Genomic DNA, 14622 nt, shown 5'->3' with positions numbered 1-14622 from the left:
CCTCCGCGATGCAGCGTCGGACGGTCGCCTCGAACAGCTCGCGCAGGAGGTCGCTCTCACGGAAGCGACCATGCCGGTTCTTCGAGAAGGTCGAGTGATCAGGCGCCGCCGTCGGGCCCGAGCCGGCAAAACCAGCGATAGGCCAGGTTCAGATGGACTTCCTCGCACAGGCGGCGCTCGGAGCGGATGCCGAAGCAGTAGCCGATGAGCAGCATCCGGATCATCAGCTCCGGATCGATCGAAGGGCGACCTGTCGCGCTGTAGAACGGGCGCAGATGCGTACGGATCTCGGAGAGATCGACGAACCGGTCGATGGCGCGGACCCAATGATCGGCCGGAACATGCCGCTCCAGGCTTAAACTCGTAGAACAGTGCCTCCTGCGCCACCTGCCGCTCGCCCATCATCGCGCCGCCCTCCGCCAAGACGACTGAATCAGGACTTCACCAACTCAGCAATGCCGACTTTTTCAACGGTATCGACGCATTGCGGCCGCCGCGTGTGGCGCAACGGGCTTGCGCTTGCCGCCTTCCGCAAACCTCCCGGCTGCACACATTGTACGTGCCCTTCTTCTTAGAGCCTCTTTTGAGGTTCGTGGATCGGCGTTTCTGCGGATGAGAATGCCGCCGTGGCGACGGGGATCATGGCGTGGGAGACGGCGATGCGCTTTCATCGTCGAGATCGTCCAGCCGAAGGTGCGCTTGAGCACCCGTCGCTGTGACAGAAGCTGAAGGCCCTTCTGGTCCTCGGAGCGGCTGACGATCTCGACGAAGGCAGCGCCCTCGCCGCCCCGCGGGGCGGCCGCCGCCGACCCGAAGCGGACGCCCAACAGCGCTCCAAACCTCAACCCCACATCGCCCCCGGCGGCAGCCGGAGTCCATCGAACAGCAGCGCCAGCATCCGCCGTGACTGCGCCGTCAGGCCGCCCGTGTCGTCCGGCGCGGCCAAGCGTGCGATCGCCAGCAGGAGATCCACCGGCTCGACGTCGGCTCTGACCTTGCCCGCGGCCGCTGCGGCGCTCAGCAATCCGCCCAAGGCCGGCGCCAGGCGGTCCAGCAGGTAGTTCGGCAGCGGCTCGTAGGCCGGGTCACCGGAATGAAGCGCTGCCGCAAACCCGCGCTTGGTGGCGACGAAGGCGATGAAGCGCTGGAGCCAGCGGTCGAGCGCTTCGCCGGGCGGGCATTGGGCCGCCAGCACCGGGGCGGCGTTGGCGCACGCGTCGACCTCGTTGCGGAAGACCGCCACGATCAGGTCGGAGCGCTGGGGAAAGTGGCGGTAGACCGTGCCCACGCCGACGCCGGCCTTCTCGGCGATCATCCGCACCGGCGCGTCGACGCCGGAGACCGAAAACACCTCCTTGGCCGCCTGGAGCAGGGCGGCGAGGCTGCGCCGCGCGTCCGCCCGCGCCGGCCCGTCACCGTTCGATTCCACCACGCCGCTGCCGCTCGCTACCTGCCGCTTGCAAAACGGAACAACGTTCCGTATCTAAAACGGATCGCCGTTCCGTTTGCTGGACTAGCACGGAGCGCGGGATGTTTCCATCGCGAGGGATCACGGCCATGCAATACCGCCCGCTCGGTCGCACCGGCATCAGGGTCAGCCCCTATTGCCTGGGCGCCATGATGTTCGGAAAGGGGGGCAACCCCGATCACGACGAGGCCATCCGCATCATTCACAAGGCTCTGGATTGCGGCATCAACTTCGTCGACACCGCCGATCGCTACAGCGCCGGAGAGTCCGAGGAGATCGTCGGCAAGGCGCTCAAGGGACGGCGTGATCGCATCGTGCTCGCCACCAAGGTGCACGGCCCGATGGGCGACGATCCGAACATGCAGGGCAACTCCCGGCGTTGGATCACCCAGGCGGTCGAGGGCTCGCTGCGCCGGCTCCAGACTGACTACATCGACCTCTATCAGATTCATCGCCCGGCGCCGGACACCGACATCGAGGAGACCCTCGCGGTGCTCACCGACCTGATGCGCGCCGGCAAGGTGCGCGCCATCGGCAGTTCCACCTTTCCCGCCTCCGAGATCGTCGAGGCGCAGTGGGTGGCGGAGCGCCGCGGACTTGCCCGCATGCGCACGGAGCAGCCGCCCTATTCCATCCTCGATCGCGGCATCGAGCGCGACGTGCTGCCCACCTGCCAGCGCTACGGGATGGGCGTCCTGGTATGGAGCCCGCTCTCCAAGGGCATGCTCACCGGGCGCTACCGCAAGGACCAGCCGCCGCCCGACTCGCTGCGCGTCAAATACTTCCAGAAGCAGATGTCCGATGCACGCAGCCTCGAGGCGGTCGAGCGGCTGATCCCGATCGCGCAGGGCGCCGGCCTGTCGCTCACCCACCTGGCGCTGGGGTTCGTCACGGCGCACCCGGCCGTCACCTCGGCGATCCTTGGTCCGCGCACCATGGAGCAGCTCGACGATCTGCTGGCCGCCGCCGAGGTTCGGCTGAGCGACGAGGTTCTCGACCAGATCGACCAGGTCGTCCCCGCGGGCGTCGACATCGGCTTGAACGAAGCCAACTACAACCCGCCTGCCCTGGTGAATGCCGGGCTGCGGCGCAGGCCGCTATTCGATCGCGACGCAGCGTAGGGATTGTGACGGACAGCGCCCCGACCGGGCGCGCATTTCAAGGCGGATGGATAGCCGGTTAAGTCTGTCTATGACATTGAGATCGATGGGTTTTCGCTGCCCACCTCGTCATGGCCGGGCTTGACCCGGCCATCCATCCACTGAGGATAAGACGCGCGATGAACCAGCCCGTCGCTACGCCGCCGCGGCGATCGCGCCGGCGGCGATCGACCGGCCGATGTCGCCGGCGCGTGCGAGCGCCGAGGCCGGGAACGGCGCGGCGGACGGCAGCAGGACGTCCGACGTCAGAACCGGAGCGCCGCAATAGCCAAAGATGCCGTGGTCGATCTGGGTGCGCATGGCACGCCCGTAGCCGTGGCGCTCGTAGACGCCGTCGTCGGCAGCGCCGATGCCGACCAGATGCACGCGCAGCCGGCCGAGCAGCTTGGCCACCGAGCCGTCGTCGCGCTCCTCATAGGCCCAGCCGTTCACGAACACCCGGTCGATCCAGCCCTTGAGCTGCCCCGGCATCGACCACCAGTACACCGGGTAGACCAGGACGAGCGCGTCGGCCCGATCGATACGGGCTTGTTCGGCGAGGACGTCGGCCGGCGGCGGCACCCGGTGGCGGAAATGGGCGATGTCCCCCGCGCCGAAGCTCGGATCGAAGCCCTCGGCGGCGAGGTCGGCGATCTCGACCACGTTGGCGGGATCCGCCGTCTGGACGGCCGCCGCGATCCGGGCGGCCACCGCCTGGGTGAGGGACGCGGGATCGGGATGGGCGAGGACGATCAGCGTGCGCATGTGGGCTTGTCTCCTGGCTTGGAAACCTCGGGTGAACGTTATATACTTTAGGTAGGTTACTTTTGGTATATAACGATGTCAACGCACTCCACCGACGCCACCACCACCCCCCGGCGCCGCCTGCCGCGCGACGTGCGCCGTCGCAACCTCATCGCGGTGTCCTGGCGCATCGCGCAGGCGGAGGGCGCCGATGCCCTGACGCTGGGCCGCCTCGCGGAGCAGGCCGAGGTGGCAAAGCCCGTGGTCTACGATCACTTCGGCACGCGCAACGGCCTGCTCGCGGCGCTCTACCAGGACTATGACCAGCGGCAGGCCGCCGCGATGGAGGAGGCGCTCGCGGCGAGCCCGGCGACGCTCCGCGACAAGGCTCGCGTCATCGCCGACGCCTACGTCGATTGCGTGCTCGCCCAGGGCCGCGAGCTGTTCGGCGTCGCGGCCGCGCTGGAGGGCTCACCGGAGCTCGAGGCTCTGAAGCGGCAGTGCAACGCGGTCTTCTTGGAGAAATGCAAGGCGGCCCTCGACCCCTTCGCCGGGGCAAGCGTCTCGAGGACGAGCCTGCTCGGCGCGTTCGGCGCCGCTGAAGCCCTGTCGCTCGCCGCCGCCGCGGGAGAGATCGGAACGGCCGAGGCGAAACGCGAGCTCGCCGCGGTCATCCTCTCGGCGGCCCAGCGGCGCCAGGTGGGCATCCTTCGGTGACGTCGCTGGCGCCGTGGCCCGACATGATGGGGAAGGGCGGTGGAGGGGGGCGTCGCCAAGCTCAGCCTTCGCCACACACGTGCCGCGGCCGCGACGGCTCGCGCGAGGCCGAGCTGAACAAGGCTCAGTCTAGCTGTTCTGCCGCATTTTCTTCACGCGAACCGGCGTCCACTTCGCTCGAAAATAATGCTTAGCGGTCGAGGCGGCCGCCACCGCCCCGGTGGCGAACCGGCATGCGCGGACGCCTACGCCCATCCCTCCAGCACGATCTTGCCGCGGGCGCTGTGGCTTTCGAGCTCGGCGTGTGCGGCCTTGAGGTTGGCCGCGCTGATGGGCGCCAGGCGCTCGGTCACGGTGCTGACGAGCTGGCCGGCGTCGACCAGGCGCGACACCTCGGCGAAGATGGCGCCCTGCTCGGCCATGTCGGCGGTGGTGAACAGGGAGCGCGTGAACATGAGTTCCCAGTGCACCGAGACCGACTTGCGCTTGAATGGCACGATGTCGAGCGCCGGCGGATCGTCGATCAGGGCGAATCGGCCCTGGGGCGCGATCAGCGTGGCGATCTTGGCCAGATGGGCGTCGGTGTGGGTGGTGGAGAAGACGAAGGCCGGGGCCCCGAGCCCCAGCGCCGCAACCTCGGCGGCGAGCGGCCGGCGGTGGTCGACGACGTGGTGGGCGCCCATGCGGCGCACCCAGTCCACGGTCTCGGGCCGCGAGGCGGTGGCGATCACCGTGAGGTCGGTGCGGGCGCGCAGCAGCTGGATGGCGATCGAGCCGACGCCGCCGGCGCCGCCGACGATGAGCACGGCGGGTGCGGCGCCCGGCACCGGCGCCGTCACCCGCAGGCGGTCGAACAGCGCCTCCCAGGCGGTCACGGCGGTGAGCGGCAGCGCCGCGGCGGCGGCCCAGTCGAGGGTGCGCGGCTTGGGGCCGGCGATGCGCTCGTCCACCAGATGGAGCTCGGCATTGGTGCCGGGGCGGTCGATGGCGCCGGCATAGAACACCTCGTCGCCGGGCCGGAAGGCGGTGACCTCCGGGCCGACGGCGCGGACGATGCCGGCGGCGTCCCAGCCCAGCACCTTCCACGCGCCGGCCGCGGGCCGGGCGCTCGCCCGCACCTTGACGTCCACCGGATTGACCGAGACCGCCTTGACCTCGACCAGGAGGTCGCGGCCGCCTGCCGCCGGCTCCGGCAGCGTGACGTCGACGAGCGCATCCTCCCCGTCGATAGGACCCGGGTTCTGGTAGCCAACGGCACGCATGGCGCCTCTCCTTCCCTTGTTGCAGGCGCAAGATGGCGGCTAAGCTACGCCCTGGGAAGAACGCACAATCCTTGCCGATAGTGTCGTGCTGGAGCCATAGGAGCCAAATGGATACCGTGAAGACCCCGCCGCGCCATTCCCGCTTCGATTGCAGCCCCGGCTGTTCGGTGGAGGCGACGCTGAGCCTGATCGACGGCAAGTGGAAGGGGGTGGTGCTGTTCCACCTGCTCGACGGCACGCTGCGCTTCAACGAGATTCGCCGCCGCGCCGGCGGCGTCACCCAGCGTTCGCTGACCCACCAGCTGCGCGAGCTGGAGGCGGACGGGCTCATCGTGCGCCGGGTCTACGCCCAGGTGCCGCCCAAGGTGGAGTACAGCCTGTCGGACCGGGGGCGGACGCTGGAGCCGGTCCTCGTCGCGCTCAAGCAGTGGGGCGATGACAACATCGGCCTCTTCAGCACGGCGGCGACGGCGGCGTAGGCTGGCGGCCAAAGTGGCGCCGCGCGGATCGGCAGCCTCGCGCGTGCCGGCTGACAGCGCCCGGCCGGTCCGGAACCCTTTCCGACGCGGCCGGGTTTTGCTCCGATGAACTGCCCTTCGGACACCGCCCTTCTACCCGTCATCACGGTCCGCGCCGAGCAGGGGCCGATCGACATTCCGACCCTGCTCGATGCGCTGCGCTTCGTCGAGAGCCGACCGCGCGCCGCCGCCAGCAACCGCGACGGGCTGATCTTCCGGCTCCAGGAGGCGCACACGCCTGACGAGATCGACGAGGCGGGGAAGGCCTTCATCGCCTGGACGCAAGCCAACGGCCTCTTCGTCGGCGCCCATGACCCCGGGGCGCCGGGCGGATCCAGCGCTCGCGCGCCCTGAGGCAAAGGTCGCAGGAGTCCTCGTCTTGCTGGCGGCGGCCGGATCGCCGAGAGTGCATGCCGATTCCACGAACGGGTGCTGGAGCTTGAGCATGATCCCAAAAGGTGGACACCGGCTGTTGGACGAGATCATGCTCAAAACAAAGGCTTAGAGCGGGATGATCCAAGAGGAATCACCTCGCACTAAGCGTCGGACGGCCACCGCAGACCATGCGCCGATAAGGGAAGCGGGTTCGCACACCGCCAGTGTGCTCCCGGCCGAACCTGCGCTTGCCCGGGCCGTCGCCGTCGATCTGATCGCCGTGCTGGTCGCCGTCACCGGCGGCGAGCCGCGGGTGATGACGCTCGATGAGGGGCAGGCGCTGCCGTCCGGGCCGTTCGAGCTGGCGCACCGGTCGCTTCAGTCCGGCCTGCGCGCCTGGGTGGAGCAGCAGACGCGGCACCCCATCGGCTATGTGGAGCAGCTCTACACCTTCGCCGACAAGGACCGCGGCAGCGACGCCGGCCAGCGCACCATCTCCATCAGCTATCTCGGGCTGACGCGTGCCTCGAGCGAGCGCGAGGCGGGCTGGCGCAGCTGGTACGACTATTTTCCCTGGGAGGACTGGCGGTCGGGCGAGCCCGCCATCATCGCCGGCCGCCTTGCGCCGCTGCTGCGCGCCTGGGCGGAGGCGGGCGAAGGGGGGACGCTGCGCCGCGACCGCTGGCAGCGGGCCTGCGTCACCTTCGGCCTCGACGGCGGCACCTGGAACGAGGAGCTGGCGCTGCAGCGCTACGAGCTGCTCTACGAGGCGGGCCTCGTGCCGGAAGGCGCACGGCGCGCGGCGGCCGGCGGCGACCGTATCACGGCCCGTGCCATGATCGCCGACCACCGGCGCATCCTTGCCACCGGCATCGCCCGCCTGCGCGCCAAGATCAAATACCGGCCGGTGGTGTTCGAGCTCATGCCGCCGACCTTCACCCTGCTCCAGCTGCAACGCTGTGTTGAGGCCCTGGCCGGCCGCCTCGTGCACAAGCAGAATTTCCGGCGCCTCGTGGAGCAGCAGGAACTGGTTGAGGAAACGGGCGAAACCGCCCCCGAGACGGTGGGCCGGCCGGCCAAGCTGTTCCGCTTCCGCCATGCCGTGCTGGCCGAGCGAGAGGCCATCGGAACGAAATTACCGCTCGTCCGCTCTTGACAGGGGTTATGCTCAGAGTAAGCATATAGCCGATATATGCTCAAAGTGAGTATAGGCCATGCAAGCTTCTGCCGACGTCCTCGCCCGCACCCGCCCGCTCTACGACCGCGTCAGGCGCGTCGTGCCGCCGGCCGAATGGGAGCTGTTCGCCGACGATGTCGACGCCATCCTGCGGCTCAAGCGCGAGCGCAATGCCGTCATCCTGGCGCACAACTACCAGACGCCCGAGATCTTCCACGGCGTCGCCGACATCGTCGGCGACAGCCTGGCGCTCGCCCGCGAAGCCACCAAGGTGGACGCCGACATCATCGTGCTCGCCGGCGTCTATTTCATGGCCGAGACGGCCAAGCTGCTGAACCCGGCCAAGACCGTACTCATCCCCGACACCGGGGCGGGCTGCTCGCTTGCCGACAGCATCACGCCGGCCGACGTGCGGCTGATGCGCGAGGCGCACCCGGGCGTGCCGGTCGTCGCCTACGTCAACACGTCGGCCGCGGTGAAGGCGGAGTGCGACATCTGCTGCACCTCCGGCAACGCCAAGGCGATCGTCGAGGGCCTCGGCGTGCCGAAGGTGATCATGCTCCCGGACCAATACCTGGCGCGCAACATCGCCGCCGAGACCACGGTCGAGATCATCGCCTGGGCCGGCCAATGCGAGGTGCACGAGCGCTTCACCGCCGATGACGTGCGCGAGCTGCGCGAGGCTTATCCCGGCGTCACCGTGCTGGTGCACCCGGAGTGCCCGCCGGAGGTGGTGGCGGAGGCCGATTTCGCCGGCTCCACCGCGGCCATGGCCAACTACGTCGGGGACCGGCGCCCGCCCCGCGTGGTGCTGCTCACCGAATGCTCGATGAGCGACAACGTGGCCGTCCACTATCCCGACATCGACTTCGTGCGGCCCTGCAACCTGTGCCCGCACATGAAGCGGATCACCCTCGCCAACATCCGCCAGGCGCTGGAGCAGAACCGCCACGTGGTGACCATCGATCCGGCCCTGGCCGAGCGCGCGAAGAATTCGGTCGAGCGGATGCTGGCGCTATGACGATCGACGCTCCGGCGCTCAAGGACCAGCCCGTCATCGTCGGCGGCGGCGTCGCGGGGCTCGCCACCGCGCTGTTCCTGGCCCCGCAGCCGGTGGTGCTGCTGGCCAAGGCGCCGCTCGGCTCGGAGGCATCGAGCCCGTGGGCCCAGGGCGGCATGGCCGCCAGCGTCGGCGACGACGACGATCCGGCCCTGCACCTCGCCGACACGCTCGCCGCCGGCGACGGCCTCGGCGACGCGGCGGTGGCGCGGCGCATCGTCGACGGCGCGCCCGGCGCCGTCGCGGCGCTTGCCCGGCTCGGCGTCCGCTTCGACCGGGATGGCCAGGGCGGCTTCGCCCTGGGGCTCGAGGCGGCCCATCGCCGCCGCCGCATCGTCCACGCCCACGGCGACGGCACCGGCCGTGAATTGGTGCGCGCCCTCGGCGAGGCGGTGCGCCGCACCCCGTCGATCACCCTGATCGAGCACGTCGACGTGCGCCGGGTGCTGACCGACGAGCGCGGCGTCGCCGGCATCCTGGCGGTCGGCCCGCAGGGTGTGCTGGTGCTGTCCACGGCGTGCGTGGTGCTGGCTACCGGCGGTGTCGGCGGCCTCTACGACGACACCACCAACCCGGTGGGCTCGTTCGGCCACGGGCTGGCGCTCGCCGCCCGCGCCGGTGCCGCGCTCGCCGACCTGGAGTTCGTGCAGTTCCACCCGACGGCGCTCGCCTCCGGCAGCCGGCCGTTGCCGCTCGTCAGCGAGGCGGTGCGCGGCGAAGGTGCGCTCATCATCGACGCGACCGGGCGGCGCATCATGGACGGCGTCCCCGGCGCCGAGCTGGCGCCGCGCGACGTGGTCGCCCGCGCCGTCTGGCAGGAGCTGGCGCGGGGCGGCTCCGTCTTCCTCGACGCCCGCGCCTGCCTGGGCGCGCGCTTCGCCGCCCGCTTCCCCGGCATCGATGCGGCCTGCCGGGCGGCCGGCTTCGATCCGGCCACCATGCCGATCCCGATCCGGCCGGCGGCGCACTACCACATGGGCGGCATCGCCGTGGACGGCGAGGGCCGCAGCACGGTGGCGGGCCTGTGGGCGTGCGGCGAGGTCGCCGCCACCGGCCTGCACGGCGCCAACCGCCTGGCGAGCAACTCCCTCACCGAAGCAGCGGTGTGCGCGGCCTGGGTCGCCGAGAGCGTGGCCGGCGCCGCCCCGCGCCGCCACGCCGAGCCGCGGCCGCTGCACCACGTGCCGCCGGCGCCGCGGACCGAGCGGGTGCGTGGCCTCGTGTCGCGCCACCTCGGCGTCATCCGCGACGGGGACGGTCTCACGGAGGCGACGGCGAGCCTGCTGCCGCTGGCGCGCGAGGGCCGGGCCGCGGCCGACCCCGCGCTCGTCGGCCTGATGATGGCGGTCGCGGCCCTGCGCCGCACGGAAAGCCGCGGCGCTCACCTGCGCGCGGACTGCCCCGGCCGCGCGCCCCACCCCGCCCATGCGCGCCTCACCCTGGAGCAGGCGGTGGCCCATGCCGAGGCGCTGTCCCGCCCCGCCCTGGCCCTGGCCAAGAACAACTGATGCCACAAGGTCAACGAGCGGCTCGGCACCGTGCCTTCGGACGGTTGGCGCTGCCGGTGCAACGACGCCCCCTCGCCCCGCACGCGGGGCGAGGTCACTCAGTTGGACCCGTCAATGCTCATGCGGCGGCGGCCAGCCATCAAGATCGACCCACAAGATGAGTAACCCCTGAGATGAGCGAGTTCTCCCTGCCGGCGCTGGTCGTCGAGCCGATCGTCCGCGCCGCGCTGCTCGAGGATCTCGGCCGCGCCGGTGACCTCACCACCGAGGCCGTCGTGCCGCGTGCGCACCGGGCGCGCATGAGCCTCGTCGCCCGCCAGGAGGGCGTCGTCGCCGGGCTCGACCTGGCCGAGTGCGCCTTCCGCCTCATCGATCCGGAGATCGCCCTGCGCCGGGCCGTCGGCGACGGCGTCCGGGTCGCGCCGGGCCAGGCCATCGCCACCATCGAGGGGCCGGCGCGCGGCATGCTCACCGCGGAGCGGACGGCGCTGAACTTCCTGTGCCGGCTCAGCGGTATCGCCAGCGCCACCGCCGCCCTCAGTGCCGCGATCAGCGGCCACAAGGCCAAGATCGTCTGCACGCGCAAGACCACGCCGGGCCTGCGCGCCGTCGAGAAATACGCGGTGCGCGCCGGCGGTGGCAGCAATCATCGCTTCGGTCTCGACGATGCGGTGCTGATCAAGGACAACCACATCGCCGTCGCAGGGGGAATCCGCCCCGCCCTGGAGCGGGTCAAGGCGCGGGTCGGCCACCTCGTCAAGGTCGAGATCGAGGTCGATACGCTGGCCCAGCTCGACGAGGTGCTGGCCTTCGGCGCCGATGCGGTGCTGCTCGACAACATGCCGCCGCAGATGCTGCGTCAGGCGGTGGCCGTGGTCGCCGGCCGCATGCTCACCGAGGCGTCCGGCCGCGTCTCGCCGGCGACGGCGCCGGCCATCGCCGCCACCGGCGTCGACCTCATCTCCGTCGGCTGGCTGACCCACAGCACGCCGATCCTCGACATCGGCCTCGATGTGGAGGTCTAGAGCGTTTTCGAGCGAAGTGGACGCCGGTTCGCGTGAAGAAAACGCGCCAAATCAAGCAGAGAGAGCATTTCGGCGATTCGAAGAAACGCGGAAAGGCTCTAGGAGCGTGTTCCCAAGAAGTGGGCCGGTTTTTTTGGGCAAGATCATGCGCGAAACAAAGATTAGAGCGGGGTCGATGACTCAAGGAAGGATCATCCCGCTCCACGGGCTCGCCGACGGCTGACCGACGGGCGGGAGGCGAACGGTAGCGGGGCGGGACCTCATTTGTTAGCAGGGTGTATCCACGTCCCAAGCAACAAGGAAACGCCCATGTCCTACCCGATGCCCAATTTCAGCGCGGATCTGTCCGGGCAGGTCGCCCTCGTCACCGGCGCCTCCTCCGGCCTCGGCGTGCGCTTCGCCAAGACGCTCGCCGCCTGCGGCGCCAAGGTGGCCATCACCGGCCGCCGTCTCGACCGGCTCGAGCAGGTCGCCGCGGAGATCAAGGCGACCGGCGGCCAGGCGCTGCCGCTGCAGCTCGACGTCACGGACGCGGACCAGCTGCTGGCCGTCGTCGGCAAGGCCGAGGCCGAGCTCGGCACCGTCACCATCCTCGTCAACAACGCCGGCATTCCCGACGCCCAGAGGGCGGTGAAGATGTCGGTCGACCTGATCGACAAGGTGCTCGATACCAATCTGCGGGCGCCCTACATCCTCTCGTGCGAGTTCGCCCGCCGGCTGATCGCGGCGAAGAAGCCGGGCCGGATCGTCAACATCGCCTCGGCCGCCGCCTTCGACTACGGCGGCAACGGCGCCGCCCTCTACTCCATCAGCAAGGCGGCGGTGGTGCGCATGAGCGAGGCGCTTGCCGTCGAGTGGGCGCGCTTCCACATCAACGTCAACGCCATCGCGCCCGGCGCCTTCATGTCGGAGATGATGGAGGGCATGCTGGAGCGCATGGGCGACATCACCAAGCACTATCCCCGCGGGCGGCTGGGCGACGCCGCGCAGCTCGACAGCACGCTGCTCTATCTGGTGTCGCCCTCGTCCGAGTTCGTCACCGGCACCTGCATCCGCGTCGACGACGGCCAGCATCACCGCTGAGCCCTCGCCGGCCGGAGCCATGGCCGATCGGATGGGACCATCCGGGCAGGCCGCAGAGCTCCGGCCGTTCGCATCGCGGCCCGGGGTCCAGGGGCCCCGCGCCGCATCGTTCCGGAACATCGGTTGACGCCTCGGGTTGGTGGGATGCGTCCGGCCGGGGCGGGAGAACGGGTTCGTTCGAGCTCCGCGCCCGTCGGTCGCCGTCCTTCCGCATGCCCGGGACCTGCGATGGCTCTCACCTGTCTTGCGCTGAACTGCAGCCTCAAGCGAAGCGGCACCGTCTCCTCGACGGACAAGATCCTGCGCGAGCTGCTCGCCGAGTTGACGCGGTCGGGGGTGTCCGGCGAAGTCGTGCGCGTGGCCGATCTCGACATCAAGCCGGGCGTCACCGCCGATGAGGGCGAGGGCGACGCCTGGCCCGCCTTGCGGCGGCGCATTCTGGCGGCCGACATCATCGCCCTCGGCACGCCGATCTGGCTCGGCCAGCCGTCGAGCATCGCCAAGCGCGTGCTCGAGCGCATGGATGCCTTCCTCAGCGAAACGGACGAGCAGGGCCGCATGCCGACCTACGGCAAGGTCGCCGTCTGTGCCGTGGTCGGCAACGAGGACGGCGGCCACCACTGCCATGCGGAGGTGTTCCAGGCCCTGAACGATGTCGGCTTCACGGTCGCGGCGAATGCCGGCACCTACTGGGTCGGGCCCGCCATGGGATCGAAGGTCTACAAGGATCTGTCCGAGCCGTACGAGCCGACCGTGCGGGCAACGCGCATGGCCGCGGCCAACGCCGCGCATCTGGCGGGGCTGCTTGCAGGCGCCCGCTATCCCGGCCTTGCCGGCTGATCCGCCGCATCACCAGGGCCGCGATCAGGACAGGAGCCTCCGATGACCGCACATTACCCGACCCCGCCCTTTCCCGAGCAGCAGCAGCCCATCCCCGGCGCCACCGCCGCGATGAAGCCGCGGCCCGACCACGGCGAGACCTCCTATCGGGGCGCCGGCCGGCTCACCGGCAAGCGGGCCATCATCACCGGGGGCGACAGCGGCATCGGCCGCGCCGTCGCCCTGGCCTTCGCGCGCGAAGGGGCCGACGTCGTCGTGTCCTACCTGAACGAGGACGACGATGCGGCCGAGACCCGGCGGCTGATCGAGGAGGCCGGGCGGCGGGCCGTGCTGGTGCCGGGCGACATCCAGCACGCCGCCCATTGCCGCACGATCGTCGCGCGGGCGGTGGCGGAGCTGGGCGGCGTCGACATCCTCGTCAACAACGCGGCGCACCAGGCGAGCTTCGCCAGCATCGAGGACATTCCCGACGAGGAGTGGGAGCTGACGTTCCGCGTCAACATCCACGCCATGTTCTATCTCACCAAGGCGGCGGTGCCGCACATGTTGCCCGGCAGCGCCATCATCAACACCGCCTCGATCAACGCCGACACGCCCAACCCGACGTTGCTCGCCTATGCCACGACCAAGGGCGCGATCCAGAACTTCACGGCCGGCCTCGCCCAGGCGCTGGCGGAGAAGGGCATCCGCGCCAACGCGGTGGCGCCGGGCCCGATCTGGACGCCGCTGATCCCGTCGACCCTGCCGCCGGACGCGGTCGCCAGCTTCGGCAAGCAGGTGCCGATGAAGCGGCCCGGCCAGCCGGCTGAGCTGGCGACGGCCTACGTCATGCTGGCGGATCCGCTGTCCAGCTACGTATCCGGCGCCACCATCGCCGTCACCGGCGGCAAGCCGATCCTGTAGCCCGACGGACCGCCCGCGGCGGAGCGGCGCACGCGGGCGGGCGAAGGCGTCGCAGGGCAGCGGCTGCCCCGGCCGCGCGCATCGCCGGGCGCACGATCAGCCCGGGCGCACGATCTTGAGGATGACCAGCAGGATGATGGCGCCGATGGTCGCCGAGATGATCGAGTCGATCATGCCCGAGCCCAGGTGCAGGCCAATGCGCGGCAGCAGGAAGCCGCCGAGGTAAGCGCCGATGACGCCGACGACCATATCGCCGATGAGGCCGTAGCCGCCGCCCTTGACGATCAGGCCGGCGAGCCAGCCGGCAATCAGACCGACCAGAAGAAAAACTAACAGGTGCATGAGCCTACCCCCGAGGCCGGCCTGCCGCCGGCCGCCGCAAAGCTACCACATTTGGCGCCCGCGCCGCGGCCACCGCCCCTGCCGCCGTCCCGGGAGGCACGCCTGCGTCGGCACCTGCGTTATTTTTGCCGCAGACGCAGGTGCTATCGTGCGATCAAGGGAAGCATCTGTCTGGGCTCGCAGCCGGCCGGGCGACGGCCGGGGCCTTCGCCTTTTGCCGACATCAGATCGACATCGGCACAATTTATGCTGCGCTGCGATAAGAGCTGACATATGCTCCCCGCCCAGCGCGCCAGGCGCCGCTTGAGGGACGCGGCCCGGGCCCGGGGGTACACCGGCAGTCAATCCGGAAGGATAGCAACGATGCGTGTAGCGATGATCGGGTCCGGCTATGTGGGCCTCGTTTCGGGAACTTGCTTTGCCGACTTCGGCCATCATGTGACGTGCGTCGACAAGGATGC

At 70.2% G+C, this 14622-nt stretch carries 16 protein-coding genes and 1 pseudogene; 12 read left to right on the top strand and 5 right to left on the bottom strand.

Features of this window, described 5'->3' with window-relative positions; genetic code table 11:
• Nucleotides 1-405 (bottom strand): annotated as a pseudogene (locus IEW34_RS29870) (transposase); the annotation flags it as partial.
• Nucleotides 406-841: 436 nt separating this feature from the next.
• Nucleotides 842-1432 (bottom strand): TetR/AcrR family transcriptional regulator, encoded by a 591-nt coding sequence (locus IEW34_RS29865; RefSeq protein WP_188612909.1) that lies wholly within the window; start codon nucleotides 1430-1432, stop codon nucleotides 842-844.
• A gap of 125 nt (nucleotides 1433-1557) precedes the next feature.
• Between IEW34_RS29865 and IEW34_RS29860 the strand changes: the two genes are divergently transcribed.
• Nucleotides 1558-2589, top strand: a complete 1032-nt coding sequence (locus tag IEW34_RS29860) for an aldo/keto reductase (protein WP_188612908.1) — start codon at nucleotides 1558-1560, stop codon at nucleotides 2587-2589.
• A 174-nt stretch (nucleotides 2590-2763) separates the two neighbouring features.
• Here IEW34_RS29860 and IEW34_RS29855 read toward each other — a convergent pair whose 3' ends face one another.
• Nucleotides 2764-3372: an NAD(P)H-dependent oxidoreductase gene (locus IEW34_RS29855; RefSeq protein WP_188612907.1), complete on the bottom strand. Its 609-nt coding sequence runs from the start codon at nucleotides 3370-3372 to the stop codon at nucleotides 2764-2766.
• Between the two features lie 75 nt (nucleotides 3373-3447).
• Between IEW34_RS29855 and IEW34_RS29850 the strand changes: the two genes are divergently transcribed.
• Nucleotides 3448-4068 carry a TetR/AcrR family transcriptional regulator gene (locus tag IEW34_RS29850; protein ID WP_188612906.1) on the top strand — a complete coding sequence of 207 codons (621 nt, stop codon included), beginning with the start codon at nucleotides 3448-3450 and terminating at the stop codon, nucleotides 4066-4068.
• A 245-nt stretch (nucleotides 4069-4313) separates the two neighbouring features.
• On the opposite strand, the gene IEW34_RS29845 is transcribed toward IEW34_RS29850, so the two are convergent.
• On the bottom strand, nucleotides 4314-5330 hold the full coding sequence (locus IEW34_RS29845; RefSeq protein WP_188612905.1) for a zinc-binding alcohol dehydrogenase family protein: 1017 nt from the start codon (nucleotides 5328-5330) through the stop codon (nucleotides 4314-4316).
• Nucleotides 5331-5437: 107 nt separating this feature from the next.
• Between IEW34_RS29845 and IEW34_RS29840 the strand changes: the two genes are divergently transcribed.
• The 9 genes from IEW34_RS29840 (at nucleotide 5438) to IEW34_RS29800 (ending at nucleotide 13819) form a co-directional block, all read left to right on the top strand.
• A complete protein-coding gene (locus IEW34_RS29840) occupies nucleotides 5438-5809 on the top strand; it encodes a winged helix-turn-helix transcriptional regulator (RefSeq protein WP_188612904.1) in 372 nt (123 codons plus the stop codon).
• A 105-nt stretch (nucleotides 5810-5914) separates the two neighbouring features.
• Nucleotides 5915-6202, top strand: coding sequence for a hypothetical protein (locus IEW34_RS29835; RefSeq protein ID WP_188612903.1), 288 nt, complete (start codon nucleotides 5915-5917; stop codon nucleotides 6200-6202).
• Between the two features lie 247 nt (nucleotides 6203-6449).
• Nucleotides 6450-7379: an NUDIX hydrolase gene (locus tag IEW34_RS29830; RefSeq protein WP_210324628.1), complete on the top strand. Its 930-nt coding sequence runs from the start codon at nucleotides 6450-6452 to the stop codon at nucleotides 7377-7379.
• Nucleotides 7380-7437: 58 nt separating this feature from the next.
• Nucleotides 7438-8421 (top strand): quinolinate synthase NadA, encoded by a 984-nt coding sequence (gene nadA, locus IEW34_RS29825; RefSeq protein WP_188612902.1) that lies wholly within the window; start codon nucleotides 7438-7440, stop codon nucleotides 8419-8421.
• On the top strand, nucleotides 8418-9968 hold the full coding sequence (locus tag IEW34_RS29820) for an L-aspartate oxidase (RefSeq protein WP_188612901.1): 1551 nt from the start codon (nucleotides 8418-8420) through the stop codon (nucleotides 9966-9968). Before nadA ends, IEW34_RS29820 begins: the two co-directional genes overlap by 4 nt.
• 173 nt (nucleotides 9969-10141) lie before the next feature.
• On the top strand, nucleotides 10142-10993 hold the full coding sequence (nadC, locus tag IEW34_RS29815) for a carboxylating nicotinate-nucleotide diphosphorylase (RefSeq protein WP_188612900.1): 852 nt from the start codon (nucleotides 10142-10144) through the stop codon (nucleotides 10991-10993).
• Between the two features lie 309 nt (nucleotides 10994-11302).
• Nucleotides 11303-12076, top strand: a complete 774-nt coding sequence (locus tag IEW34_RS29810) for an SDR family NAD(P)-dependent oxidoreductase (RefSeq protein ID WP_188612899.1) — start codon at nucleotides 11303-11305, stop codon at nucleotides 12074-12076.
• Nucleotides 12077-12304: 228 nt separating this feature from the next.
• Nucleotides 12305-12916 carry a flavodoxin family protein gene (locus IEW34_RS29805; RefSeq protein ID WP_188612898.1) on the top strand — a complete coding sequence of 204 codons (612 nt, stop codon included), beginning with the start codon at nucleotides 12305-12307 and terminating at the stop codon, nucleotides 12914-12916.
• Between the two features lie 42 nt (nucleotides 12917-12958).
• Nucleotides 12959-13819: an SDR family oxidoreductase gene (locus IEW34_RS29800; protein ID WP_188612897.1), complete on the top strand. Its 861-nt coding sequence runs from the start codon at nucleotides 12959-12961 to the stop codon at nucleotides 13817-13819.
• 96 nt (nucleotides 13820-13915) lie between these two features.
• Here the strand turns inward: IEW34_RS29800 and IEW34_RS29795 are convergent, their stop codons facing one another.
• Complete coding sequence (locus IEW34_RS29795) at nucleotides 13916-14161, bottom strand: GlsB/YeaQ/YmgE family stress response membrane protein (protein ID WP_188612896.1); 246 nt, start codon at nucleotides 14159-14161, stop codon at nucleotides 13916-13918.
• Between the two features lie 363 nt (nucleotides 14162-14524).
• On the opposite strand from IEW34_RS29795, the gene IEW34_RS29790 reads away from it, so the two are divergent.
• A partial coding sequence (locus IEW34_RS29790; RefSeq protein ID WP_188612486.1) for an NAD-binding protein occupies nucleotides 14525-14622 on the top strand: 98 nt, incomplete at its 3' end.

The organism is Chelatococcus reniformis (assembly GCF_014640075.1).
GTDB classification, from domain to species: Bacteria; Pseudomonadota; Alphaproteobacteria; order Rhizobiales; family Beijerinckiaceae; genus Camelimonas; species Camelimonas reniformis.
Note: the sequence above shows the minus strand (reverse complement) of the source record. Positions and strands in the feature narration are given on the sequence as shown.

What these genes read in the sequence shown, in the direction of transcription:
- IEW34_RS29860 (WP_188612908.1), top strand. Translation starts at nt 1,558, where the DNA reads ATGCAATACCGCCCGCTCGGTCGCACCGGCATCAGGGTCAGCCCCTAT.
- IEW34_RS29855 (WP_188612907.1), bottom strand. Translation starts at nt 3,372, where the DNA reads ATGCGCACGCTGATCGTCCTCGCCCATCCCGATCCCGCGTCCCTCACC.
- IEW34_RS29850 (WP_188612906.1), top strand. Translation starts at nt 3,448, where the DNA reads ATGTCAACGCACTCCACCGACGCCACCACCACCCCCCGGCGCCGCCTG.
- IEW34_RS29845 (WP_188612905.1), bottom strand. Translation starts at nt 5,330, where the DNA reads ATGCGTGCCGTTGGCTACCAGAACCCGGGTCCTATCGACGGGGAGGAT.
- IEW34_RS29840 (WP_188612904.1), top strand. Translation starts at nt 5,438, where the DNA reads ATGGATACCGTGAAGACCCCGCCGCGCCATTCCCGCTTCGATTGCAGC.
- IEW34_RS29835 (WP_188612903.1), top strand. Translation starts at nt 5,915, where the DNA reads ATGAACTGCCCTTCGGACACCGCCCTTCTACCCGTCATCACGGTCCGC.
- nadA (WP_188612902.1), top strand. Translation starts at nt 7,438, where the DNA reads ATGCAAGCTTCTGCCGACGTCCTCGCCCGCACCCGCCCGCTCTACGAC.
- IEW34_RS29820 (WP_188612901.1), top strand. Translation starts at nt 8,418, where the DNA reads ATGACGATCGACGCTCCGGCGCTCAAGGACCAGCCCGTCATCGTCGGC.
- nadC (WP_188612900.1), top strand. Translation starts at nt 10,142, where the DNA reads ATGAGCGAGTTCTCCCTGCCGGCGCTGGTCGTCGAGCCGATCGTCCGC.
- IEW34_RS29810 (WP_188612899.1), top strand. Translation starts at nt 11,303, where the DNA reads ATGTCCTACCCGATGCCCAATTTCAGCGCGGATCTGTCCGGGCAGGTC.
- IEW34_RS29805 (WP_188612898.1), top strand. Translation starts at nt 12,305, where the DNA reads ATGGCTCTCACCTGTCTTGCGCTGAACTGCAGCCTCAAGCGAAGCGGC.
- IEW34_RS29800 (WP_188612897.1), top strand. Translation starts at nt 12,959, where the DNA reads ATGACCGCACATTACCCGACCCCGCCCTTTCCCGAGCAGCAGCAGCCC.
- IEW34_RS29795 (WP_188612896.1), bottom strand. Translation starts at nt 14,161, where the DNA reads ATGCACCTGTTAGTTTTTCTTCTGGTCGGTCTGATTGCCGGCTGGCTC.